The organism is Streptomyces sp. NPDC054841, assembly GCF_053611045.1.
Genome location: NZ_JBSGZO010000108.1, coordinates 1 through 21,540 on the forward strand (window position 1 = coordinate 1; position 21,540 = coordinate 21,540).

A 21,540-nucleotide genomic window follows, 5' to 3' on the forward strand; every position below is an offset into this window, starting at 1 on the left:
GCTCCGGCCCCTGCCCGCCCTGAAGGCCCGGAAGACTCAGTCGGCAGTACGGAAGGACGGCAGGTTGTTGGGGTTGTTTCGTTCGATCCAACCCTTTCCGTCCGCCGCGATTCCTTCCAGGAGGCGGAAGGTATGGATGAAACCAGCCGCATTGAGGTTGATTTCGGCGATTTCCTGGGCGTTTTCGTCCGGCGCCAGTTGATGGGTGTCGGCGTCTTTGACACGAATGTTCCTGGCCGGCCCGTTGGTGAGGACGAGCTCCAGGTCGTAGCCGGTGTGGGTGCGTTCCGTGACCTGCACGGAGGACAACGCGTCGAACCGGTAGTTGCTTCGCTGCTCGTTCCCACGTTTTGCGTCGGTGAAATCGAATTCCGTGCTGATTTCACGAACGCCATCCTGTGTGACCAGGAAAAGACGGAAGCTGTAGCGCGAGTATCGCCAAGGACCGCCCTTCACACGCCCTCGCTTGTAGGGGCGTGCGGGTGTCATCAGGATGGTGTGGGTGATCAGGTCGCGCCAGGTGAGCTGGTAGTGGCGGAGTGCTTCGTCGACGAACAGCGTCTTGTCGCAGGTGAGCCAGGTCTCCATTTCCAGCTCACTGGGTCGCGTGGCGTCCAGGAACGACTTCCAGTTCTGGTACGCGACTTGCCGCGCGGTCAGCCGCTCTTGATATTCCTGGGTTTCCTCGGCCAGTCGGCGCTCTTCACCCCGAGCCTCCAGCCACGAGGACGCAGCCGCGCGTCCGGACCAGACCGCACCGGCTACGGCCAGGATGGCCAGCAGCATCTGCGACGCAACCGCACCTGAGGCCACTGTTCCGAGCAGGGCCAGAGTCGTGATGCCGAGAGTGATGAGGGCGACCACGCACAGCACCTTCGCCACCGCCGGCGTCTGGTTCTGGTGGCGGTGATCGAACAGAGTGCCTTTGTTGTGGCGGTCTCGGGCATCCTCAGCGAGGTAGCGGATCAGCCAGTTGACCCGGTCCACACTGATTCGGCTCTCACGGTAGAGAAGCGCGATCTCGGCGACGAGGCTGTTGCGGATGCGGACGGTACGACCGAGCCATTCGTGCGGGGCAAATCCGTGGGGCACGCGGGTACTGAAGTAGTGATCGAACGAATGACGGACGCGGTTCGTGAAGCCGTCACCAGTAGAGGCGGGATCGCCCATGTGCGGGATGTGGTATTCACGGTTCTTGTCCTTCAGCCGATGTTCCTGGTACCACCATCGGCGGCCGAAGTGAGCTGCGGTCAGGCCCGCACCGAGCGCCACCAGTAACTCGATGACCGCCGCAGCCGGATCCGCGACCAGCGCCAAGATCCAGAGGAATGCGGTGACGACGACGAACAGGCCGGCTCGGACTGGGAGAGCTGCCTGGGCGGCAGCAGCGGTGCTCGGACGGGGCGGCAGGGCCCGTGGCCCGATGGGGTCGGGTTCGAAATAGGCCCAGACCCGTTGGCCCCGGTCGTTGCCGAAGCGAGCTGTCTCGGCGCGCTCGCGGTTCTCGGCCCACAGGCTGTCCTTCAGCCCTCCGGTGAGTACGAGGTCGAGGTGGTGGAGGATCGCGTCACGCCGGCGAGGTGACAGGGCTCGTAACCGCTCCAGTACGCGTCCTGTTTCGCCGTCCGCGGTGCTGAGCATCGCCAGCAGTTCGAAAGCGATGCGCAGAGCGTCTTTCCAATCTCCCTCGGCGTAGGTCCGTACGAGCCCGGAGGCATGGTGCAGCCGCTGGAGTTCTTCGGTGCTGAGGTCGTGGTAAGCGCGTGCACTGAGCATGGCAAGCACCCAGTGGAAACGGACCTCCGCGTTGTCGTGTCCGTGGGCGATCGCGTCACTGATCATGTCGCGAGCACGGCTGGGGATGCCATCCTTCAGGAACCGCACACCCACCTTGTACTTTTCCTGAGGCGATGCATCCGGATGGACGAAGTAAACGTTGGAGTTGTGTACGGTCTCGGCCTGGATTCCGACGGTGGAGTCGTATGCGGCCGAAGTGTGCGTGACACTGCTGCCGTCGATCATGACAAGTCACCCGCCGCAACAAGCAGTGGTGCCAGCCTGGCCACCAGCTCGGGAAACTCTGCGATCAGACCGCGTAACCTCTTGAGAGCCATGGTCGCCCTCTTGGACGATTCGGGAGTGTTCTCCACTGCCGCCCGGCGGGCAAAGCCCAGCTCGGCCAGTGCCTCTCGGTGGGTGTCGTCGTCGAGGGCGCCCTCGGCGTAGTGACGCTTCAGGTGCTCACGGAGACCGTCCAGTTCCGCGACCAGGTCCGCGGGACTGGTCACCTTCGGGTCCGCGTTCAAGTAGACGCTGCTCTCCTTGACCGAGCCGGCCATGATGCCAACGGTGCTGTTATGGGCGGTGTTGCTGACGTGCTCCTTGAGTCTGTCGGCCATATGGGACCTGTCTGCCTGGGACATTGCGATCTGCTCCTGTTCTCCCACCAGTTCCACGGCCAGCCGTGTGGCGAATGCCGCCGCGTTCGCCGCGGCCCGTGGTTGCCAGTTACGGTCCTTCGCGCTGCTCTTCGTACCGTCCGCTCGATCGCTGATTCCCCGGATGATGGCAACCGGTGCCCCGTTGAGATGCCCGGCCTGCGCCACACCGGCGGCCTCCATCTCGATCGCGAGCGCGTCGTTGTAGTGCTGCCGGATCCACCGCGCCTCAGCCGAGATCTTCGAGTTCTGTACGACCTCGCCGGCGGCGATCGCGCCGAAGCGCACCTGCGGCGTGCGCCCCTGACCGGGCGTGTCGTCGGCCCAGTCATTCACGCGAGCCAGATGCGAGCCGAGTTGGCTGATACCGTGCGCCGCCTCCCACACCCGGGGACGGGCCTTGAGTCCGTCGTCCTCGCTGGTCCCGCCGTGGTAGGCGTACACGTGTGTCGCCATCACCACGTCGCCCAGCCTGGCGGTGTCCCACAGGGCACCGGCGACGCCGACGAACAACACGGCCACCGGCGAAAACTCCTGTATCGCGCGCTCAGCGATCACCGCGGCGGAATGATTCCCTTTGTTCGTCAGACCGAGCACTACACGACATGAAGTGCCCTGCACGGTTCCCACCTCGAACCGCGTCCCACGCTCATGACGGTGCACCTGTGGACCGGCCAGTTTCCGGCGCACGGCCTGGTACTCGAGATTGAGGGCGGTGAGAATCACCACCAGGTCTTTCGACATCTATTCCCCTTCCTCTCTCATGTCCTCTTCCGTCGTGGACGGCACAGGTCGGATCAGTGGTGGGAACAACACCGCCTTCGGCCCGGCCCGGTACAGCCGCGCGGGCCGTCCTCCCGTGGCCCTACGTCCCGAGCCAGCGGGGATGATGAATCCCTTTACGGCTTGGACTTTCCGGTAGAAATTACGGGTGTCGAGTTCGGTTCCCCAAACCGCCTCGTACACCTGCTGCAACTCGACTATGGTGAAGAGTTCTCCGCAGAATGCCGTGGCCAGCGCCGAGAATTCGAGCTTGGTACGCGCGCGTTCGATTCCGTCCGTCACGATCCGGCGGTGATCGAAGGCCAGTTCCACCTCACCGGACAGGACGGATTCCGCAGGAACCCACGCAGCATCCATGGCATCCGTTCCCGCGACCGGTTCGGGGAGTCCCGGCGCGATCGCCAAGTGGGCCACGGAGATGACTCGTCCCCGTGGATCACGGCCTACGTCCCCATAGATGGCCAACTGTTCAAGATGCACCCACCCGGCAGCCAGAGCGGTTTCCTCACTCAACTCGCGATGGGCGGCGTCCAGGATCTCCTCACCAGCGTGATTGAGGAATCCGCCAGGCAGAGCCGGCATGCCCTGAAAAGGATCTTCGCCACGCTCCACGAGCAGGACACACAGTCGCCCCTCACGCAGCGTCAGGATCACGAGATCGACCGTCAGTAGCACGGACGGGGGTGACCACACGTCAGCTTGCATGCTGCTTACGGTACTTCGGTTCCTGTCAGTTTGACAAGAAGAGCGACGCGGAGGCCGCTGATGCTGTAGGGCGGAGGCGCTCCGAGCGGTCAACTCGTCGTCTGCTCCGCAGTCAGGCGCGGGCCGATCGTGGCCTGCTGGTTCGGTGTTGCCTCGAAGCGGCTCGGGAACGGGCCCGGGCGATCTTGTCGGGGCCGCGAAGATCGCCCGGACAGGGCCTAGTCGTCACCGGAGAGGGCGCCGGGCGCGTGTGGTTCGACGACCTGGCCGTGATGAAAACGCTGACGCCGGGGCCTGACTTCCACCAGTGGTATCTGGCGTGGCTGGAGTCGACGGGTCGCTGATCCCGTGCCCGGGCACGCACGCCGTCAGGCACGTAAACCGTCAGGCACGTAAACCGTCAGGCACGTACGCCGTCAGGCACGTACGCCGTCGGGCGCCTGCCCCGTACCGGGGCGCCGTCAGAGCCAGCCGTTGCGGCGGAAGCCCCGGTGGACCACGAAGCAGGCGACGGCCATGACGCCGAGGACGACCGGGTAGCTGTAGGTCCAGCGCAGCTCCGGCATGTGGTCGAAGTTCATGCCGTACATCCCGCAGACCATCGTCGGTACGGCCACGATCGCCGCCCACGCCGTGATCTTGCGCATGTCCTCGTTCTGGGCGACGGTCATCTGCGCCAGGTGGGCCTGGAGGATCGAGTCCAGCAGCGAGTCGAAGCCGTTGATCATCTCGCCCGCGCGGGCGAGATGGTCGGACACGTCCCGGAAGTACGGCCGGATGTCCGGGGCGATGAGGGAGTCGGGCTGGGTGGCGAGGGCTTCGAGCGGGCGGCTCAGCGGGGACAGCGCCCGCTTGAACTCCAGGAGCTCCCGCTTCAGCTGGTAGATCCGCCCGGCTTCGCCGCGGCCCGCGGCGCCGCGCCCCACGTGCTCGGAGAAGACGGCCGTCTCGACCGCCTCTATGTCGTCCTGCACGGCGTCGGCGACGGCGACGTACTCGTCCACGACGAAGTCGGCCACCGCGTGCAGCACGGACGAGGGCCCCTTGGCGAGCTGCTCGGGCGTCGTCTCCAGCGCCTCGCGCAGCGGGCCGAGCGAGCCGTGCCGTCCGTACCTGATGGTGATCACGAAGTCCCGGCCGGTGATCACCGTGATCTCGCCGGTCTCCACCACCTGGCTCGTGGCGGTCAGCTGGTCGTGCTCGGCGTACCCGACGGTCTTGAAGACCGCGAGCAGCGTCTCGTCGTACGGGACGACCTTGGGCCGCCGGTGGGCGTTGACGGCGTCCTCGACCGTCAGCGGGTGCAGGCCGAACAGCTCGGCGAGCGAGGCGAACTCCTCCTGGGTGGGCTCGTGCAGCCCGATCCAGACGAAGCCGTTGCTGCCGGGGCTTGCGCTGTTCTCCTTGCGCACGCGGCGCAGTGCCTCGTCGGCCGCGCAGTGCCCGGCCTGCCGCACCCCGTCCGCGTACCCCACACAGTTGACGACGGCGCTGCCGAGCGGCGAGCGCGCAGGGTGGCTGAGATCGACGGTGCGCCGGTATGCACGGCGCACCGCGCGACGGAGATTCCGGATCATCGACAACGCGGGCTCCTGGACGGACACGGGCCGCACCGGGCGCGAGGGCCCGGCACTCACTCTCCCCGCAACCCTGTACGACGCGAACTCGCTTGTCCATGGCAGTCCGTTCGATGGGCAACCGCCGAGTCACGTGAGGGTCCTGCGGTGATCCTGCGATCCCGTTGTCCGGACAGGCATTTGAACGGTGACCTACCTCCAGCCGGACGCCGCGCCGGCCGATGTCCACAGTGCACGCACCGGTCGTGTCGCGTGTCCCGACATCCGAACAACCAAGGAGGCCCGGCGTGGGTGACGTCCTGCTGGCCCTGTGCATCCCGCTGACGGTCTGCGCGAGCGGCATCTACGCGGTGTGCGAGAGCTGGTGGCGGCGCAGACGTCCGGCGCCGCCGTCACCGCTCCCGCTCCCGTTCCCGTCCCGGTTCCCGCCCACGTCCCTGTCGCCGTCGCCGTCGCCGTCGCCGTACGCGCATGCCGGCGCCCGCCTCGCCGAGCGGGAGATGCTCGTGGCGGCGGAGGAGATCGTGGCGGAGGCGTACGCTCGGCTGGCGAACCTGTACGACGACAGGTGCGCCGGCGCATACGACCACGAGTGCACAGCCGCGTACGGCGGCATCAGCGCGGGCTCCACCCCGGATCACGACCCGTCGTCGCCAGCACCCGCGCGAACGGGGACGCATCCGCCGGCACACTGACCGCCTCCCCGAAAGCCCCCCATTGACGTGCCATCGGGGCCATCTCCTCGACTGCCGGCCCCAGTTCGGCGACCACCTCCGGATCCGGGTCGTAGTCCTGCCCCGTCGCACGGGCCAGATCCCATAGGTGCACGGTCAGATCGCCCAGCACCATGTGCCCGACCGTCCTGGCCGGAAGGCCGAGCGAGCCCGCGGTGCCCTCCTCCGCGCCCGGTTCGGCCCAGGCCGTCACGAGCCGCGCGGTCTCGTCCTCGAAGAGACCCTGCCAGTCGCCCGCCGTCCGGTCGGGGGTCGTGGAGAAGTCGGAGTCCTTCTTGGCGGCGAGCGCCCGGAAGTTGACGATCACGAGGAGGAGGTGGTTGATCAGGGCGCGTACGTCGTATTCCGGACACGGAGTCGGCGCGGTCAGGTCGGCCGCGGTCACTCCGCGTACGACGGGAACAGCGCGTGCAGTCGTGGCTTCGAGCAGTTCACTGATGGCCTTCATGGCCTCGATGGTGGGCAGCGCGGGCCCCTGCGTCTTGAACAAACGCGACAGAACAAAGGCGCCATAGGATCCGGGTATGGGCAGCAGGAGTGAGCCGCAGGCGGCGGCAGCCGGTCCGCGACGCGACACCCGGGGGATCGTCGACGCCCCGGAGCTCTTTGCGCGAGTACGCTTCCGGCGCCGCGAGCCCGCCCCACCGCTGCGGCCGTATCTGGAGCACTACTGGCTCATCGACTGGGACCTGCCCGAGCCGTACGCCTCCCATGTGGTGCCGCATCCGTCCGTGAACATCGTCTTCCAGCGGTACGGGAACGAGGAGCCCTGGGGCGAGGTCGCGGGCATCGGTCTCGGGCTCTTCACGAAGAAGCTGGAGGGGCGGGGGCGGGTCTGCGGGGTGCAGTTCCGGCCGGGCGGCTTCCGGCCCTTCGCTCCTGGGCGGCCCGTGTCGGAGTGGACGGGGCGGCGCGTGCCGGTGGGCGAGGTCTTCGACTGCCCTTCCGGCGTCGATGACCCTTCCGGCGTCGATGACCCTTCCGGCATCGGCGCCGCGGCCGTTGTCGGACCGGACGAGGAGGATGCGCGGGTCGCGGCGTTCGACTCCTTCCTGCTGGGGATCGGCCCGGTGGCCGATCCCCAGGCCGATCACGCGATGGCGCTGGTCGAGCAGGTCCGTACCGACCGGACGATCCGCCGCGTGGCTCAGCTCGCGGAGGCGGAAGGGGTGTCTGTGCGGACGCTGCAGCGGCTCTTCGCGGCGTACGTCGGCGTCGGGCCGAAGTGGGTCATCCTGCGCTACCGCATTCACGAGGCGCTGGAACGGGCCGAGGCGGAGGGTCCAGGGACCGGCACGGGCCCGGGCCCGGGGACCGACTCCGACACCGGCACCGGCACCGGCACCGGAAGAGGAAGCGAGCCGGACTGGGCTGCGCTCGCGGCCGACCTCGGCTACAGCGACCAGGCCCATCTCGTACGGGACTTCACGGCGACGGTCGGCGTGCCGCCGACGGCGTACGCGGCGCAGACGTCCAGGTGAGGCCGGTTGCCGGGGCGGTTGTCAGAGCTCGGGCGTACCGTGCGGGACATGGAGAACCGGGACATGCAGTACCCGAACATGCGGAACAGGGCATCGGTGGTGCGGATCGAGCCCTGGTCGGAGGGCGACTTCGCCCTGCTGCAGGCGGCGAACGCACCGGAGTTGATGGAGCATCTCGGAGGTCCGGAGCCTGACGAGAAGCTGGCCGAGCGGCACAGGCGGTACGTGACCCTGAGCGCGGAACGGACCGGTGCGGGGTGCATGTACCGGGTGGTCCTGGCGGACGCGGGCGTGGCTGTGGGGACGATCGGATTCTGGGAGAAGACCTGGCGGGGAGAGCAGGTCTACGAGACGGGCTGGACCATCCTGCCCGGCTTCCAGGGGCGCGGGCTCGCCTCGGCCGCGACGTCGGCCGTGGCCGAGGCGGCCAGGGCGGCGCACAAGCACCGATACCTGCACGCGTTCCCGTCCGTCGACAACGCTCCATCGAACGCGGTGTGCCGCAAAGCGGGCTTCTCGCTACTGGGCGAGTGCGATTTCGAGTACCCGCCGGGGACGCCGCTGCGCAGCAATGACTGGTGTCTCGATCTCGAGGACATGGGCGCCATGGCCGCGGGCTGACGGGGGCCGCCTCCGCTCCGATCCGGCTCGCTCGGCAGGCAGGCAGGCAGGCAGGCAGGCGTACCGCATCTATTGGCTTGACGGATCCCGGCCCCCTCGCAGATATTTACCTGCGTCACACAGACACTGCGTCGAGATAATCAACTGAGAGAGCAGGAGACCCACCTCATGACCGTCCTTGTCACCGGAAGCCGCGGCCGTGTCGGCTCAGCCCTCGTGCGGCTCCTGCACGACCGGGGGATCGCCGTGCGTGCCGCGTCGGCGCGGCACAAGGAGCTCAGCCATCCCCCGGACGTGCCGACCGTGCCCTGCGACCTCTCCGACCCGGAGACCTTCCCGGCCGCTCTCGCCGGTATCGAGTCCGTCTTCCTCTACGCCGAGCCGTCGGGAATCGACAGCTTCACCGCGGCGGCCCGCAGGGCCGGCGTGAAACACATCGTGCTGCTCTCCTCCAGCTCGGTCCTCGCCCCCGATGCCGCGGACAACCCGATCGCCGCCTCCCATCTCGCGGTCGAGCGAGCGCTGGAAACCGCGGCCTCGGACGGCGCGTTCGAGGTCACCTACCTGCAGCCGGGCGCCTTCGCGACCAACGCGCTGCAGTGGTCATGGGCGGTGCGGTCCGCGGGCGCGGTGGACCTCCCGTACCCCGGCTCGCACAGCGATCCGATCCACGAGTCCGACCTCGCCGAGGCGGCTCTCGCCGCTCTCACCCAGCCCGCCCTGCGCGGCTCGGCGTATCTGCTCACGGGACCCGAGTCGCTCACCTTCACCGAGCAGATCGCCGTCCTGGCGCGGGTGACGCAGCGGGAGATCACGGTCAACACGGTCTCGCCCGCTGCGTGGAAGGTGTCCGTTGCCGACTACGTGCCGGAGCACTTCGCGGACGCGCTGCTCAACTACTGGGCGTCGCATGTCGGTTCACCCGTACCCGTGACCCGCACCGTCGAGGAGCTGACCGGTCACCCGGCCCGTACGTTCGCCGCCTGGGCCCGCGAACACGCCGACGCCTTCCGCGGCCAGGCCTAGAGCCTGTCCGAGGGGTTCAGCGGCAACGCGCGCTCATGCGGGCCGGCGGCGGCAGGGACGCTGCGGCAGGTGGGCGACAGCGCGGACGCGGCGGTGGGGAGGCGACAGCGGGGAGCTGCGGCACGGCGGAAAGGCCTGGCTGGCGCGGTCCGGCCGATGGCATGCTGGCGGCGTGAACGGACCGGAGATCCACATCAGCTTCGCCCCTGAGCTGCGGCTCTTCCTCGCGGCGGAGCGCCGCGACGGGCGGACGTCCCTCGTCACCGACGGCGCCTCGACACTCGGCCATGTCGTCGAGTCGCTCGGCATTCCGCTCACCGAGGCGGGGCGGCTGCTGGTGGACGGAAGCCCGGTCCAGGTCTCGCACATCCCCGCCGCGGGCGAGCACATCGAGGTGCTCGGCGTCGATCGCCCGCAGCACGTACCGGGCGCCCCGCTCCGCTTCCTACTCGACGTCCATCTCGGCACCCTCGCCCGACGGCTGCGGCTACTGGGCGTCGACGCGGCGTACGAGAGCGAGGACATCGGCGATCCGGCGCTGGCCACGCTCTCGGCGCGGGAGCAGCGCGTGATGCTGTCGCGTGACCGCGGGCTGCTGCGCCGCCGCGAGCTGTGGGCCGGGGCGTACATCTACAGCGACCGCCCCGACGACCAGCTGCGGGACGTGCTGCAGCGGTTCGCGCCCGCCCTCGCGCCGTGGACCCGCTGCACTGCCTGCAACGGCCCGCTCACGGACACCGACAAGGAGGCCGTGGAGCACCACCTGGAGCAGGGCACGCAGCGCTCGTACGACGTCTTCGCCCAGTGCACGGCCTGCGAGCGCGTCTACTGGCGGGGCGCCCACCACGCCCGCCTGGAGGCGATCGTCGAGGGCGCGCTGCGCGAATTCGGCAACGCGGCCGCCTAGGTCCTGTCCCGCCGCCCAGGTCCTGTCCGGGCGATCTTCGAGGACCGAGGCCAACAAGATCGCCCGGACAGGGCCCAGGGGATGCCTTGTGGATCAGGCGAGACCCACCGGACAGGGAGCCTAAGCCTCCCTGTCCGGCTCACCGTGGCGCAGCCGGTCGATCTGCAGGGCCGCGAGCTCCACCGTCCGCCGCATATGGGAGGTGAGCAGGGCGATCTCATCGTCCTCGTAGGCATCGAACATCGCCCACCAGCCGACGCCCAGCCGGCCCCAGACCGCCCCGAATTCCGCCATGCGCTCGGGCACGGTTTCGACGAACACTTTGCGCCGGTCCTCCGTGTCCCGCCTCCGCGTCACATAGCCCGCCCGCTCCAGTCGGTCGACCAGCCGAGTCGCCGATCCGGTGGTGAGCCCTGTCAGTTCGGCCACGCGCCCGGTGGTGACGGGCCCCTGTTCGAGCCCGAGCAGATTGAGGCACTGCAGATCGGTGGGGTGGAGCCGCAGATGGTCCGCGAGGGCCTGGTTGAACATGGCGTACGCGGCCATGTGGCGACGGGACACGGCGGCGAGCTCGGCCATCAGACCGCGACGCCGTTCGGAACTCTTCTGCGGCATGCAGAGAGTGTACGAAGCAGGCAGCCGGCCTACGGGGCCTCCGCCGTCAGGTAGCGCTGAATCGTCGGGGCCAGCCAGGCGATCACCTCCTCCCTGGTCATGTCGACCGCGGGCGGCACGCGCAGCACATAGCGGGCGAGGGCCATCCCCAGAATCTGCGAGCCGGCGAGGGCGGCCCGACGCGGGGCCTCGGCCGGCACCGGGCAGACTCCGGCCGCTATCGGCAGCAGCTGCCCCTTGAACATCTCCCGCATGCGCTCGGCACCGGCCTCATTGGTGACGCCGACCCGGAGCAGGGCGGTCAGCACCTCGTCGTCCTCCCAGCGGTCGAGGAAATGGGAGACGAGGACAGCGCCGATGTGCTGGCCCGGCATCGCACCCAACTCGGGCAGCCGCAGATCGATTTCGGAAGCGGCGGCGAACAGCCTCTCCTTGTTGCCGTAGTACCGCATCACCATCGAGGGGTCGATCCCGGCGTCCCGGGCGATGGCACGGATCGTGGCCCGCTCGTAGCCGTCCGCGGCGAAGCGCTCGCGGGCGGCTTCGAGGATCGCGGCACGGGTGGCGTCCGAGCGGCGCGGGGTGGCGGCTGCTTCCGAATTCATGCCCACAACTGTAGGCCAACAGGTGTTGACACGCCAGATCCACCAGGCCTACATTTGCCAACAAGCGTTGACCAACACTCGTTGGCCAACACGCGTTGACCTGCGTTGACCTGCAAGCGTTGACCTGTTCGTGTTCAGGAGGCAGTCATGACCAGTTCGTACGACACCGACGTGACCGTCGTGGGCGCAGGCCCCACCGGGCTCCTGCTTGCGGGCGACCTCGCAGCCGCGGGCGTCCGGGTCACCGTCGTCGAGCGCCGCCCGCAGCAGACGAGCAACATGACCCGGGCCTTCGGCGTGCACGCCCGCACGCTGGAGCTGCTCGACGCCCGGGACCTCGCCGAGGAGCTGGTGAAGACAGGCACACCGATGACCCACCTGCGCTTCTTCCGCCGGATCGCCTTCGACCTGTCCCGGCTGCGGACCCGTTTCCCGTTCCTCCTGGTGACCCCGCAGTACGAGGTGGAGCGCCTGCTGAAGCGCCGCGCACTCTCCGCCGGGGCCGACTTCCGGTTCGACACGGAGCTGCGTGGGCTGCGCCAGGACGCCGACTCGGTCACCGCAGGGCTGCGCGACGCGATGGGGCGGGACTCGACGCTGCGCTCCCGCTATGTCGTCGGCACCGACGGGGTGCGCAGCTCCGTGCGCAAGGCCCTCGGTCTGCCCTTCCCCGGTGACTCGGTCATCCGGTCCATGGCCATGGCGGACGTCCGTCTCGCCGAAGAGCCCGAAAGCCCGCTCTACGCCGACGGCACGGGGGACGCGTTCGCGGTCGTCGCCGCGTTCGGCGACGGCTGGTACCGGGTGATGGCATGGCGGCGCAGCCACCAGGTCCCGGAGAGCGAGCCGCTCGATCTGGAGGAGGTGCGCGACATCGCCCGCCAGGCGTTCGGCACCGACTTCGGCATGCGGGACCCCCGCTGGCTGTCCCGCTTCCACAGCGACGAGCGCCAGGTCCCGGAGTACCGGAAGGGCCGGATCTTCCTCGCCGGGGACGCGGCGCATGTCCACTCCCCGGCCGGCGGCCAGGGGATGAACACCGGCATGCAGGACGCGGCGAACCTCTCCTGGAAGCTTGCCGCGGCCGTCCGTCGTGACGCACCGGACGCCGACGCCCTCCTCGACACCTACCAGGCGGAGCGGCATCCGGTCGGCGCGATGGTGCTGCGCAGCAGCGGCGCGATCGTCCGCCTCGCCATGGCGCACACCGCGGCGCAGCGCCTGTTCCGCTCCCTCGTCGCCCGGTTCCTCTCCACGGTCCGCCCTGCCTCCGACAAGGCGATAGGCATGATCTCGGGGATCGGCATCTCGTACGGCGCCGAGCGCGGCGCCCACCGACTGACCGGCACCCGCGCGCCCGACCTGCAGCTCACTGAGGGCCGCCTCTACGAGCTGCTCCGCAAGGGCGAATTCGTCCTGGTCACTCCCGAGGGCGAGGACACGGCCCCGGCAGCGGCACCTCCCGCCCCCGGCTCCGTCACCCGGACCCACTGGCGCACCCCGCGCCGCACGTCGCTCCTGGTCCGCCCGGACGGATACATCGCATGGGCACAGGACTGACCCGGGCGCGGCCCTCGGGCCGCACTTCCGGGCCGGCACGAGCCCGCACCGGCCCGCCTGCGCCCTCCATGACACGCTGGTCCGCATGCTGGTCGCCCGCTCCGCCGTCCTGTTCGCCGTCGCCGCGCTCTTCGAGATCGGCGGTGCCTGGCTCGTCTGGCAGGGCGTGCGCGAGCACCGTGGCTGGATCTGGATCGGTGCCGGAGTCCTCGCCCTCGGCGCGTACGGCTTCGTGGCCACGCTCCAGCCGCAGGGCGACTTCGGCCGCATCCTCGCCGCGTACGGCGGGGTGTTCGTCGCCGGATCGCTCGCCTGGGGCGTGGTCGCCGACGGCTACCGCCCCGACCGCTGGGACATCATCGGCGCGCTGATCTGCCTGGCCGGTATGGCCGTGATCGTGTACGCACCGCGTGGCCGCTGACAGCGGCCTATCCTGATCATGGGAATCGATCGCCTGACCGAGGAGCTGTCATGACCGCCGCCCCCATCGCCGTTGTCACCGGAGCGAGCAGCGGGATCGGCGCCGCGACCGCGCGCGGACTCGCCGCCGCCGGCTACCACGTGATCCTCACCGCCCGCCGCAAGGACCGTATCGAGGCCCTCGCCGCCGAGCTGACCGACGCCGGCCACCGGGCCACTGCCCACGGCCTCGACGTCACCGACCGCGCGGCCGTCGACGCCTTCGCGGCCTCCCTCGACGACTCCGGCCCGGTCAAGGTCCTCGTCAACAACGCGGGCGGAGCAATCGGCGCCGACCCGGTCGCGACCGGCGACCCCGCCGACTGGCGCCGGATGTACGAGGTCAACGTCATCGGCACGCTCAACATCACCCAGGCTCTGCTGCCCGGACTCACCGCCAGCGGGGACGGCACGGTCGTCGTCCTCTCCTCCACCGCGGGCCACGCCACATACGAAGGCGGCGCGGGCTACGTCGCCGCGAAGAACGGCGCCCGCGTCCTCGCCGAGACCCTCCGCCTGGAGATCGTCGGCACCCCGGTCCGCGTCATCGAAATCGCCCCCGGCATGGTCAAGACGGACGAATTCGCGACGACCCGCTTCGGCGGCGACACCGAGAAGGCCGCCAAGGTCTACGCGGGCGTGGCGGAGCCCCTCACCGCCGACGACGTCGCCGACACCATCACCTGGGCCGTCACCCGCCCCTCCCACGTCAACATCGACCTCATGGTGGTCCGCCCCCGCGCCCAGGCCTCCAACACGAAGATCCACCGCGAGCTCTGACATCCCTTCCGCAAGCGGCTGACCTGTGCTGATATGAGTCGCTCAGGCTCAGAAACCGTGGGGGGTACGCATGCGCCACGCGCTGAACCAGCTCAGGTCGAGATCGGCCGGCATCACCACCGGTGCCGTCGTCGGAGGCCTCCTGGCCCTCGCCGCCGTCACCCCGATGGCCTTCGGCGACGAGTCCTTGCCCGAGGCCCCGGGCGAGGGAGTCGCCTTCCTGGGCTCCGGCTTCCCACTCGGCAGCACCTGGCAGGACGAAGAAGGCGGCACCCTCGTCCTGAACAAGGACCGGACCTTCACGTCCACCAGCGTCTGCGGCGTTTTCATCGAACGACGTGAGACCGGCAACTGGGCCGCAGGCCCCCGCCGCACGGGCTCCGGCACATGGAGCATGGGCACCGACAGCAGCCCCCGGACAGAGGTCCAGCTCACCTTCAACGACCCCGAGGTGACCGCCGACTTCGAGGTCCGCGAGGTCGACGACGAACTGCGCCTCTGGGTCGCCACCTCCCCCGACTCGTTCGTCGAGCCCAACATGCAGGTCGACTCCTGCCTCCTCACCAAGAAGGCCTGACCTCCCCACGTTCACCTCTGAGTCAGTGCTTGAAGACGCTCACGTCTCCCGGCTCGGTCTCCAGCGCCTCGCGGTCGAGCTTCAGCATGACGAGGAAGAACAGCCCGCCCGCGACGAGCAAGCCGACCACGATCACGACGGAGACGAGCGACTCCCGGGGTGCCACCAGCACGAACAGCGCGATGAGCGTCCACACCAGCGCGCAGATCGCGACCGGCAGTTCGAAGCGCCCGAGGTCGAACGCGCCCTTCTTGCGACCCAGTCGTTTACGCACCGCCAGGTAGAGGACGATCGTCGAGCCGTAGATGATCGCCGGAAGGATCGTCGATGCCGTGATCAGCTCCAGCAGTGCGGCACCCGGCAGGGCGACCATCAGGACGACCCCCACGGCGAAGATCAGGATCGTCGCCGGGATCGGCGTCTGCGTGCGCGGATCGACCCGTCGCATCAGCCGGTGGGCAGGGAAGCGTGAGTCGCGCGACATCGCGAAGATGATCCGCGAGCACGCGACCATGACCACCATCCCGGCGCCGAAGAACGCGAACGTGATCGCGACCAGAAGCGTCTTCTCCATCACCGGACCGAGCTGATCGCGCATGATCGCCGCGACCGGTGAGCCGTCGGCCGTGATCCGGGGGATGTCGTCGATCGCGATGGTGAGCGTGATCAGGAACAGCATTCCCAGCACTCCGGCCGCCACGACCGACCCCACGATCGCGCGTGGTGCGATGGGGATCCTTGGCCTCCTCAGCCAGGTTCGCCGCGGAGTCGAAGCCGACGAGCGTGGCAAGGCCCATGATCATCGCGAGCATCAATCCGCCGCCGACGGCGAAGTAGTCGGGGGCGTTCTCAGCGACACCGCGCGAGACGAGGTTGTCGGCCGCGCCGCTGTCCGTGATCGCCACAGCGACGGTGAGCGCGATCGCCACCACCACGACGAGTGCCAGTTCGATTACGACCGCGCCTGCATTGATCATGCTGACGATGCGCGTCGAGGCCACTGCGAGCAGGGCCTGAACGAGCAGCACCAGGACCGTGATCAGACGCGCGGTACCCTCGTCCGGCTCGAGGCCCACGAGCGGCATGAACGCCTGGCTCGCAAGCGCGTTGTCGACCGCCACCACGGCGACCGCCAGGTAACAGAAGGTCAGCCAACCGAACCCCCAGCCGATCTTCGGATTGGCCAGCCGCGAGGCCCACTGGTAGGAGGAGCCGCTGAGCGGGATGCGGGCCGCGAACTGCGCGACCACCAACGCCACCAGGGTCTGCCCCACCGCCGCGATCACCCACAGCCAGATGCCGACCGGCCCCGCGTTCACCAGCACATCGTCGTACGTCCCGAAGATGCCGACGGCCACGGAGATGAACGCGAACGAGATCGCGAACACCTGAAAGGAGCCGAGCGTCCGTTTCAGCTCCTGCTGGTAGCCCCCGAGCTCGACGGAACTCTCGCCGTCCTGCGTGTCAGTCGAAGCTTCCGCCACCTCGGCCACCTCACCTTCCATCAGGCCCCTCTGCTCCGAACACCGCGGCAGGGTCCCGACCATTCTCACGGCTTATGTCACATTCGTTCCGCATGTGACACGGTTGCGAGATGTGCGTACCCCCGAGATCGGTCCGCGCGAAGCTCTCGGGACCCGGCAGCGCGACGACTTGCTGCCGGCGCCGGGCGCGGTCGCCCGCGGCCTCGGAGGCAGTGGCTCGGCCATTCGGCTGCGGTTGGCTCGCGCGCCTTTCCGGGCCGCGGTGTTGTTGACACGGACGCCTGCCGACGTCCGGCACATCGGTGGCATCGGGCGCTCAACCGTGGAGGACAAGGCATGCTCATATCCGGGCCCATAGCAGGCCGTAAGTGCTACGCCGCGGCCGTCGCCGCGGTGGTGGCCTGCTCGACGGTGCTGACCGGGCCGGACCTCGCCGCGGCCGGCGGTGCGCCGTCACCTTCGGTGCCCGCCCCGAAGCTCGACTGGAGACCCTGCGTTCAGGGCGGCCAGTTCGACTGCGCGACCGCGCAGGTGCCGCTGGACTACCGCAGCCCCGGCGGCCGCACCATCGAACTGGCGGTCGTGAAACGGAAGGCGACCGGCCCCGGGCGGCGCATCGGCACCCTGTTCTTCAACCCCGGCGGACCCGGCGGGCCAGGAACCGTGCAGATGCCGCAGAACTACGAGTTCTTCCCGCGGGAGGTGCGGAAGCGGTTCGACATCGTCAGCTGGGACCCTCGCGGGATCGGCAGCAGCACCGCGGTGAACTGCTTCGCGAGTCCCGAGGAAGCCGCCGCCTGGGTTGCGAGCAAAGCGGCAGGGTTCCCGGTGGGCGAACAGGAGCGGACGGCCTACATCGCCGCGTACAAGGATCTGGCCCGTCGCTGTCAGCAGCGTGACCCCGAGCTGCTGCGCCATGTCTCGACCGCCGACACCGCCCGCGACCTGGACCAGCTCCGCCAGGCGGTGGGCGACCCACAACTCACGTACCTCGGGATCTCCTACGGCACGATCCTGGGCGCCACCTACGCCAACCTCTTCCCCGGCAAGGTCCGCGCCATGGCCCTCGACAGCAACATCGACCCGCAGGCCTGGACGAACCACGCCTCCGACGACGACCCCCGGCTCACGACATTCCTGCGCATGGGCTCGGACCGCACCGCGGCAGCAACCCTGGACAGGTTCCTCGCCCTGTGCGGGTCCACCACCGCCGCCCGCTGCGCCTTCTCCGCCGGCAGCCCGAAAGCGACCCGAAACAGGTTCGACCAGCTGATGCGGCGGCTCCGGGAGCATCCCGTGGGCGCGTGGACCTATGGCCGTACGGTCGGTGACCTGGTCAACAGCCTCTACGCTGTCCACCCCGGATGGACGGACCTCGCCGGCAGGCTGCAGGACCTCTGGCAGGGCCGCGCCCCGCAGCCGGCCCCACTCCCACCCGCACCACCGGTACCGAATCCGAATCCGTACCTGGGCGAGGAACAGGCCGCTGCCGTGCTCTGCTCCGACAGCCCCAATCCGCGTGACCCCGGGGTCTACCACGCCCTGGAGGAGGCCGCCGCCACCCGTGCGGGCGACGTCGGACGCTTCTGGGCCTGGGCCGCCGAAGGGTGTGCCACCTGGCCGGCCGTCGCCGCCGACCGCTACCGCGGGCCGTGGAACAAGCCGACGGCGCACCCCGTTCTCGTGGTCGGCACCACCTACGACCCCTCCACTCCCTACGCGAACGCGCAAGCCATGGCCAAAGAACTGGCCAACGCCCGCCTGCTCACCAACGACGGGTACGGGCACACCGCACTGATCAACCCCAGTAGCTGCGTCCAAGCCCACGAGAGCCGCTACCTCATCGACGGCACCCTCCCGCCGGCCGGCACAACGTGCCGACAGGACACGCCTCCCTTCTCCACACCCAGGCCGAGCGGCGGCGTCGCCACCGGCGGCGGAGCGATGGCCGGCATCGTCTCCTGAGCCGGTGGCCGCCCCGCAGCCGGGGCACGCGCCGACTCGACCGGTGCAAGTGGTGGTTCGCCGTCAGGGACGGCGGCACATGCCTTCGAGCCGCTTCATCGCATCCTGGAAGATCTTGTCCACACGACGCTGGCTTGCCCGCAGCAGCAGGTGTACGGGGGGTGCGCAGTCGACGGCGATCGTCCAGCTGACTCTGGTCCTCCGGTCCGCCAAGGGTGCCAGCGTCCAGCCTTCCATCATGGCTGCGACGCCCCGCACGTTGGTCTCGTGGACCTGGTAGGCGAAGTGCTTGCCCGGGTCCCAGACGAGCAGGGCCTCGCGTGCCCGGATGACCCTGCACAGGCGCAGGTATCGCATCGTCCCCACCCCGTACGGGGGTGCTCCTTCATAGCGGCATTCGTTGGCCGGTCCGAACCATCGCGGCCAGTTCTCGGGGTGGGCGGCGAGCTGGTCGAAGATGGCGTCGGCCGGAGCGCGGAGTTCTCGGCTGCGGGTCCGCCGGAGGGGGGCGCGTTCGAGAAAGCCGAGGTCTTCGGAGCGCAGTGAGTGCCTCATGACGCTGGGCCTTTCGGCTGGGTGACTGAGCACGCGTGGTGCGGGACACCGGCACGGGGGGCAAGCACCTGCCGTACCCATCGTCGCGCGGTGTCCGGCGAGCGGCGCGGGCCGGTGAGGCTGACGGGGGCTGATGGGGGTACGTGGCGCCCCATCCGGGTCAGTCGGCGGCCGCACCGAGGGCGGCCCGGTCAGGGCGCGACGTACGTTTCGCCCATGGGTGGGGTCACCGTCGGGTCCGAGGAGAGCTTGATGACTGTTCCGTTCAGGGGTGTGATCCAGGAGGACATCCGGGCGTCGGTGCCGGACTGGGAGCCGTACAAGCAGCCACTGCCCCCCGACGGTGCTCCGAACGTGCTGTACCTCGTGTGGGATGACGTCGGTTTCGGCACGTTCGATCTCTTCGGCGGCCTGGTGGAGACCCCTGCGATGCGGCGGATCGCGGAGATGGGGGTGAAGTTCACCAACTTCCACACCACCGCACTGTGCTCCCCCACGCGTGCGTGCCTGCTGACGGGACGGAACGCGACCAGCAACGGCATGGCCTGCGTCGCGGAGATGACCAGCGGGTTCCCTGGATCGAACGGGCGGATCCCGTTCGAGAACGCGAGCCTGGCCGAGGTGCTGGTCGAGCGGGGCTGGAACACCTACGCGCTGGGCAAGTGGCACCTGTGCCCGTCGGACGAGGCCAACATGGCGTCCTCGAAGCGGCACTGGCCACTGGGCCGCGGGTTCGAGCGTTTCTACGGGTTCCTCGGCGGCGAGGCCGACCAGTACTACCCCGACCTGGTCCACGACAACCACCCCATCGAGCCGCCGTACACCCCGGAGCAGGGCTACCACCTGTCCAAGGACCTGACCGACCGCACCATCGAATTCATCCGGGACGCCAAGGTCATCGCCCCGGAGAAGCCCTGGTTCACCTACTTCTGCCCCGGCGCCGGCCACGCCCCGCACCACATCTTCAAGGAGTGGGCCGACCGGTACGCGGGGAAGTTCGACGACGGCTACGAGGTCTACCGCCGTATGACGCTCCAGCGGCAGATCGAGCTGGGCATCCTGCCGGAGGGCACCGAGCTCACGCCGATCAATCCGCACGGCGAGCCGGAGGCCACAGGACCCCTGGGACAGCCGTGGCCGGCCACGGACTTCGTCCGCCCGTGGGAGTCGCTGAGCGCCGACGAGAAGCGTCTGTTCGCCCGGATGGCCGAGGTCTTCGCCGGATTCGTCTCCTACACCGACGCCCAGATCGGCCGGCTGCTGGACTACCTGGAGGAGTCCGAGCAACTGGAGAACACCATCATCGTCGCGGTCTCGGACAACGGCGCCAGCGCCGAGGGCGGCCCGAACGGCTCGATGAACGAGAACAACTTCTTCAACGGCGTGCCCGACGACATCGCCGAGAACCTGCGCCACCTGGACGAACTGGGCAGCCCCACCACGTACAACCACTACCCCACCGGATGGGCGTGGGCATTCAACGCCCCCTTCAAGTACTGGAAGCGCTGGGTCTCCTACGAGGGCGGCATCGCCGACCCGATGATCATCGCCTGGCCCAAGGGCATCAAACAGCAGGGCGAGATCCGTCACCAGTACGTCCACGCCATCGACATCGTGCCCACGCTCTACGACCTGCTCGGCATCCAGCCCCCGGCCACGGTCAACGGCGTCGCCCAGAACCCCCTGGAGGGAGCCAGCTTCCGCAGGGCCCTGGAGGACGCACAGGCGCCCGACCCGAAGCAGACGCAGTTCTACACCATGCTCGGCACCCGCGGGATCTGGCACGACGGCTGGCATGCCGCCACCATGCACCCGCCGGCCCCTTCCAACTGGAGCCACTTCGAGCAGGACACATGGGAGCTGTACAACCTGCGCGAGGACCGCTCCGAGAACCGCGACCTGGCCGCCGAGCACCCCGAGAAGCTCGAAGAGCTCAAGCGCCTGTGGACGCAGGAAGCCGGGAAGTACCACGGTCTGCCCCTGGACGACCGCAGTCCCGTGGAGATCCTCTCCACCCCACGGCCGCAGCTGGCCAAACCGCGCAACCGCTACGTCTACTACCCCGGCTGCGCCGATGTGCCCGAGTCGGTGGCGGTGAACATCCGCGGACGGTCCTACACGATCGTCGCCGAGGTACGGCTGGACACCCCGGAAGCCCACGGTGTGCTCTTCTCCCACGGAGGCCGCTTCGGCGGCCACAGCCTGTACCTGAAGGACGGGCACCTGCACTACGTCTACAACTGGCTCGGCCGCACGGAGCAGAAGATCAGCTCACCCGAGCCGGTCGGCACCGGTGACCTCACCTTCTCGGCGGCGTTCCGGGCCCGCGAGCGGGACGAGCAGGGCAGCACACACGGGACGCTCGCCCTGTATGCCGGCGACCGGCAGGTCGCCGAAGCCGACATCAGGACCCAGCCCGGCAACTTCTCCCTGGTCGGCGAAGGACTCGCGGTCGGCCGCGACGCCGGTCAGCCGGTGTCCGGCGACTACGACTCCCCCAACGCGTTCCTCGGTGGCACCATCCGCCAAGTGGTGGTGGACGTCAGCGGGGAAGCCTTCGCGGACATGGAGAAGGAACTCACCGGCATGTTCCACCGCGACTGACACGGCCCTGCTGCCGCCCCGCCCGCACCGGGCCGGACGCCGGGCCCGTCAGGTAGACCGGACG

19 protein-coding genes and 1 pseudogene are annotated in these 21,540 nt (G+C 69.0%); 11 read left to right on the forward strand and 9 right to left on the reverse strand.

Translation table 11 applies throughout. The features are described 5' to 3' along the window. Window positions 1-36: 36 nt before the first annotated feature. The 4 genes from ACWGI8_RS16935 to ACWGI8_RS16950 form a co-directional block, all read right to left on the reverse strand. Window positions 37-2,022 carry a hypothetical protein gene (locus ACWGI8_RS16935; protein WP_453661639.1) on the reverse strand — a complete coding sequence of 662 codons (1,986 nt, stop codon included), beginning with the start codon at window positions 2,020-2,022 and terminating at the stop codon, window positions 37-39. Next, the gene (locus tag ACWGI8_RS16940; RefSeq protein ID WP_453661641.1) at window positions 2,019-3,182 is read right to left on the reverse strand and encodes a 5'-methylthioadenosine/S-adenosylhomocysteine nucleosidase family protein; all 1,164 of its coding nucleotides are present in this window, start codon (window positions 3,180-3,182) and stop codon (window positions 2,019-2,021) included. The genes ACWGI8_RS16935 and ACWGI8_RS16940 overlap by 4 nt, the downstream gene beginning before the upstream one ends. Beyond that, window positions 3,183-3,926: an NUDIX hydrolase gene (locus ACWGI8_RS16945; RefSeq protein WP_453661642.1), complete on the reverse strand. Its 744-nt coding sequence runs from the start codon at window positions 3,924-3,926 to the stop codon at window positions 3,183-3,185. A 461-nt stretch (window positions 3,927-4,387) separates the two neighbouring features. Continuing rightward, the gene (locus ACWGI8_RS16950) at window positions 4,388-5,503 is read right to left on the reverse strand and encodes a magnesium and cobalt transport protein CorA (protein ID WP_453661644.1); all 1,116 of its coding nucleotides are present in this window, start codon (window positions 5,501-5,503) and stop codon (window positions 4,388-4,390) included. A gap of 287 nt (window positions 5,504-5,790) precedes the next feature. Here ACWGI8_RS16950 and ACWGI8_RS16955 point away from each other — a divergent pair, with 287 nt between their 5' ends. Next, on the forward strand, window positions 5,791-6,198 hold the full coding sequence (locus ACWGI8_RS16955; protein ID WP_453661646.1) for a hypothetical protein: 408 nt from the start codon (window positions 5,791-5,793) through the stop codon (window positions 6,196-6,198). On the opposite strand, the gene ACWGI8_RS16960 is transcribed toward ACWGI8_RS16955, so the two are convergent. Further along, window positions 6,119-6,685 carry a TIGR03086 family metal-binding protein gene (locus ACWGI8_RS16960; RefSeq protein WP_453661668.1) on the reverse strand — a complete coding sequence of 189 codons (567 nt, stop codon included), beginning with the start codon at window positions 6,683-6,685 and terminating at the stop codon, window positions 6,119-6,121. The two genes, ACWGI8_RS16955 and ACWGI8_RS16960, sit on opposite strands and share 80 nt — an antisense overlap. A 76-nt stretch (window positions 6,686-6,761) precedes the next feature. On the opposite strand from ACWGI8_RS16960, the gene ACWGI8_RS16965 reads away from it, so the two are divergent. From ACWGI8_RS16965 to ACWGI8_RS16980, 4 genes are all read left to right on the forward strand, one after another. Continuing rightward, window positions 6,762-7,718 carry an AraC family transcriptional regulator gene (locus ACWGI8_RS16965; RefSeq protein ID WP_453661647.1) on the forward strand — a complete coding sequence of 319 codons (957 nt, stop codon included), beginning with the start codon at window positions 6,762-6,764 and terminating at the stop codon, window positions 7,716-7,718. 48 nt (window positions 7,719-7,766) lie between these two features. After that, a complete protein-coding gene (locus tag ACWGI8_RS16970) occupies window positions 7,767-8,339 on the forward strand; it encodes a GNAT family N-acetyltransferase (protein WP_453661648.1) in 573 nt (190 codons plus the stop codon). Window positions 8,340-8,507: 168 nt separating this feature from the next. Continuing rightward, window positions 8,508-9,365 carry an SDR family oxidoreductase gene (locus tag ACWGI8_RS16975; protein WP_453661650.1) on the forward strand — a complete coding sequence of 286 codons (858 nt, stop codon included), beginning with the start codon at window positions 8,508-8,510 and terminating at the stop codon, window positions 9,363-9,365. Between the two features lie 172 nt (window positions 9,366-9,537). After that, on the forward strand, window positions 9,538-10,272 hold the full coding sequence (locus ACWGI8_RS16980) for a Mut7-C RNAse domain-containing protein (RefSeq protein WP_453661651.1): 735 nt from the start codon (window positions 9,538-9,540) through the stop codon (window positions 10,270-10,272). A 120-nt stretch (window positions 10,273-10,392) separates the two neighbouring features. Here ACWGI8_RS16980 and ACWGI8_RS16985 read toward each other — a convergent pair whose 3' ends face one another. Both ACWGI8_RS16985 and ACWGI8_RS16990 read right to left on the reverse strand, forming a co-directional pair. Then, window positions 10,393-10,887 carry a MarR family winged helix-turn-helix transcriptional regulator gene (locus ACWGI8_RS16985; protein WP_453661653.1) on the reverse strand — a complete coding sequence of 165 codons (495 nt, stop codon included), beginning with the start codon at window positions 10,885-10,887 and terminating at the stop codon, window positions 10,393-10,395. Between the two features lie 29 nt (window positions 10,888-10,916). Continuing rightward, entirely contained in the window at window positions 10,917-11,492 is a 576-nt protein-coding gene (locus ACWGI8_RS16990; RefSeq protein WP_453661654.1) for a TetR/AcrR family transcriptional regulator, read from the reverse strand. A 147-nt stretch (window positions 11,493-11,639) separates the two neighbouring features. Between ACWGI8_RS16990 and ACWGI8_RS16995 the strand changes: the two genes are divergently transcribed. From ACWGI8_RS16995 to ACWGI8_RS17010, 4 genes are all read left to right on the forward strand, one after another. Further along, a complete protein-coding gene (locus ACWGI8_RS16995) occupies window positions 11,640-13,052 on the forward strand; it encodes an FAD-dependent oxidoreductase (RefSeq protein ID WP_453661655.1) in 1,413 nt (470 codons plus the stop codon). A gap of 85 nt (window positions 13,053-13,137) precedes the next feature. Further along, window positions 13,138-13,473, forward strand: a complete 336-nt coding sequence (locus tag ACWGI8_RS17000; protein ID WP_453661657.1) for a YnfA family protein — start codon at window positions 13,138-13,140, stop codon at window positions 13,471-13,473. 50 nt (window positions 13,474-13,523) lie between these two features. Continuing rightward, complete coding sequence (locus tag ACWGI8_RS17005; RefSeq protein ID WP_453661659.1) at window positions 13,524-14,291, forward strand: SDR family NAD(P)-dependent oxidoreductase; 768 nt, start codon at window positions 13,524-13,526, stop codon at window positions 14,289-14,291. Window positions 14,292-14,361: 70 nt separating this feature from the next. Continuing rightward, on the forward strand, window positions 14,362-14,868 hold the full coding sequence (locus ACWGI8_RS17010; protein ID WP_453661661.1) for a hypothetical protein: 507 nt from the start codon (window positions 14,362-14,364) through the stop codon (window positions 14,866-14,868). 22 nt (window positions 14,869-14,890) lie between these two features. Here ACWGI8_RS17010 and ACWGI8_RS17015 read toward each other — a convergent pair. Next, a pseudogene (locus tag ACWGI8_RS17015) lies at window positions 14,891-16,415 on the reverse strand (APC family permease). A 273-nt stretch (window positions 16,416-16,688) separates the two neighbouring features. On the opposite strand from ACWGI8_RS17015, the gene ACWGI8_RS17020 reads away from it, so the two are divergent. Next, the gene (locus ACWGI8_RS17020) at window positions 16,689-18,317 is read left to right on the forward strand and encodes an alpha/beta hydrolase (protein WP_453661663.1); all 1,629 of its coding nucleotides are present in this window, start codon (window positions 16,689-16,691) and stop codon (window positions 18,315-18,317) included. 63 nt (window positions 18,318-18,380) lie between these two features. Here the strand turns inward: ACWGI8_RS17020 and ACWGI8_RS17025 are convergent, their stop codons facing one another. After that, a complete protein-coding gene (locus tag ACWGI8_RS17025; RefSeq protein ID WP_453661665.1) occupies window positions 18,381-18,872 on the reverse strand; it encodes an SRPBCC family protein in 492 nt (163 codons plus the stop codon). A 252-nt stretch (window positions 18,873-19,124) separates the two neighbouring features. On the opposite strand from ACWGI8_RS17025, the gene ACWGI8_RS17030 reads away from it, so the two are divergent. After that, window positions 19,125-21,476 (forward strand): arylsulfatase, encoded by a 2,352-nt coding sequence (locus tag ACWGI8_RS17030; protein WP_453661666.1) that lies wholly within the window; start codon window positions 19,125-19,127, stop codon window positions 21,474-21,476. Window positions 21,477-21,540 lie beyond the last annotated feature (64 nt).

Coding starts and splice junctions, on each gene's coding strand:
- ACWGI8_RS16935 (WP_453661639.1), bottom strand. CDS start 2,022: ATGATCGACGGCAGCAGTGTCACGCACACTTCGGCCGCATACGACTCC.
- ACWGI8_RS16940 (WP_453661641.1), bottom strand. CDS start 3,182: ATGTCGAAAGACCTGGTGGTGATTCTCACCGCCCTCAATCTCGAGTAC.
- ACWGI8_RS16945 (WP_453661642.1), bottom strand. CDS start 3,926: ATGCAAGCTGACGTGTGGTCACCCCCGTCCGTGCTACTGACGGTCGAT.
- ACWGI8_RS16950 (WP_453661644.1), bottom strand. CDS start 5,503: ATGATCCGGAATCTCCGTCGCGCGGTGCGCCGTGCATACCGGCGCACC.
- ACWGI8_RS16960 (WP_453661668.1), bottom strand. CDS start 6,685: ATGAAGGCCATCAGTGAACTGCTCGAAGCCACGACTGCACGCGCTGTT.
- ACWGI8_RS16965 (WP_453661647.1), top strand. CDS start 6,762: ATGGGCAGCAGGAGTGAGCCGCAGGCGGCGGCAGCCGGTCCGCGACGC.
- ACWGI8_RS16970 (WP_453661648.1), top strand. CDS start 7,767: ATGGAGAACCGGGACATGCAGTACCCGAACATGCGGAACAGGGCATCG.
- ACWGI8_RS16975 (WP_453661650.1), top strand. CDS start 8,508: ATGACCGTCCTTGTCACCGGAAGCCGCGGCCGTGTCGGCTCAGCCCTC.
- ACWGI8_RS16985 (WP_453661653.1), bottom strand. CDS start 10,887: ATGCCGCAGAAGAGTTCCGAACGGCGTCGCGGTCTGATGGCCGAGCTC.
- ACWGI8_RS16990 (WP_453661654.1), bottom strand. CDS start 11,492: ATGAATTCGGAAGCAGCCGCCACCCCGCGCCGCTCGGACGCCACCCGT.
- ACWGI8_RS16995 (WP_453661655.1), top strand. CDS start 11,640: ATGACCAGTTCGTACGACACCGACGTGACCGTCGTGGGCGCAGGCCCC.
- ACWGI8_RS17000 (WP_453661657.1), top strand. CDS start 13,138: ATGCTGGTCGCCCGCTCCGCCGTCCTGTTCGCCGTCGCCGCGCTCTTC.
- ACWGI8_RS17005 (WP_453661659.1), top strand. CDS start 13,524: ATGACCGCCGCCCCCATCGCCGTTGTCACCGGAGCGAGCAGCGGGATC.
- ACWGI8_RS17010 (WP_453661661.1), top strand. CDS start 14,362: ATGCGCCACGCGCTGAACCAGCTCAGGTCGAGATCGGCCGGCATCACC.
- ACWGI8_RS17020 (WP_453661663.1), top strand. CDS start 16,689: ATGCTCATATCCGGGCCCATAGCAGGCCGTAAGTGCTACGCCGCGGCC.
- ACWGI8_RS17025 (WP_453661665.1), bottom strand. CDS start 18,872: ATGAGGCACTCACTGCGCTCCGAAGACCTCGGCTTTCTCGAACGCGCC.
- ACWGI8_RS17030 (WP_453661666.1), top strand. CDS start 19,125: ATGACTGTTCCGTTCAGGGGTGTGATCCAGGAGGACATCCGGGCGTCG.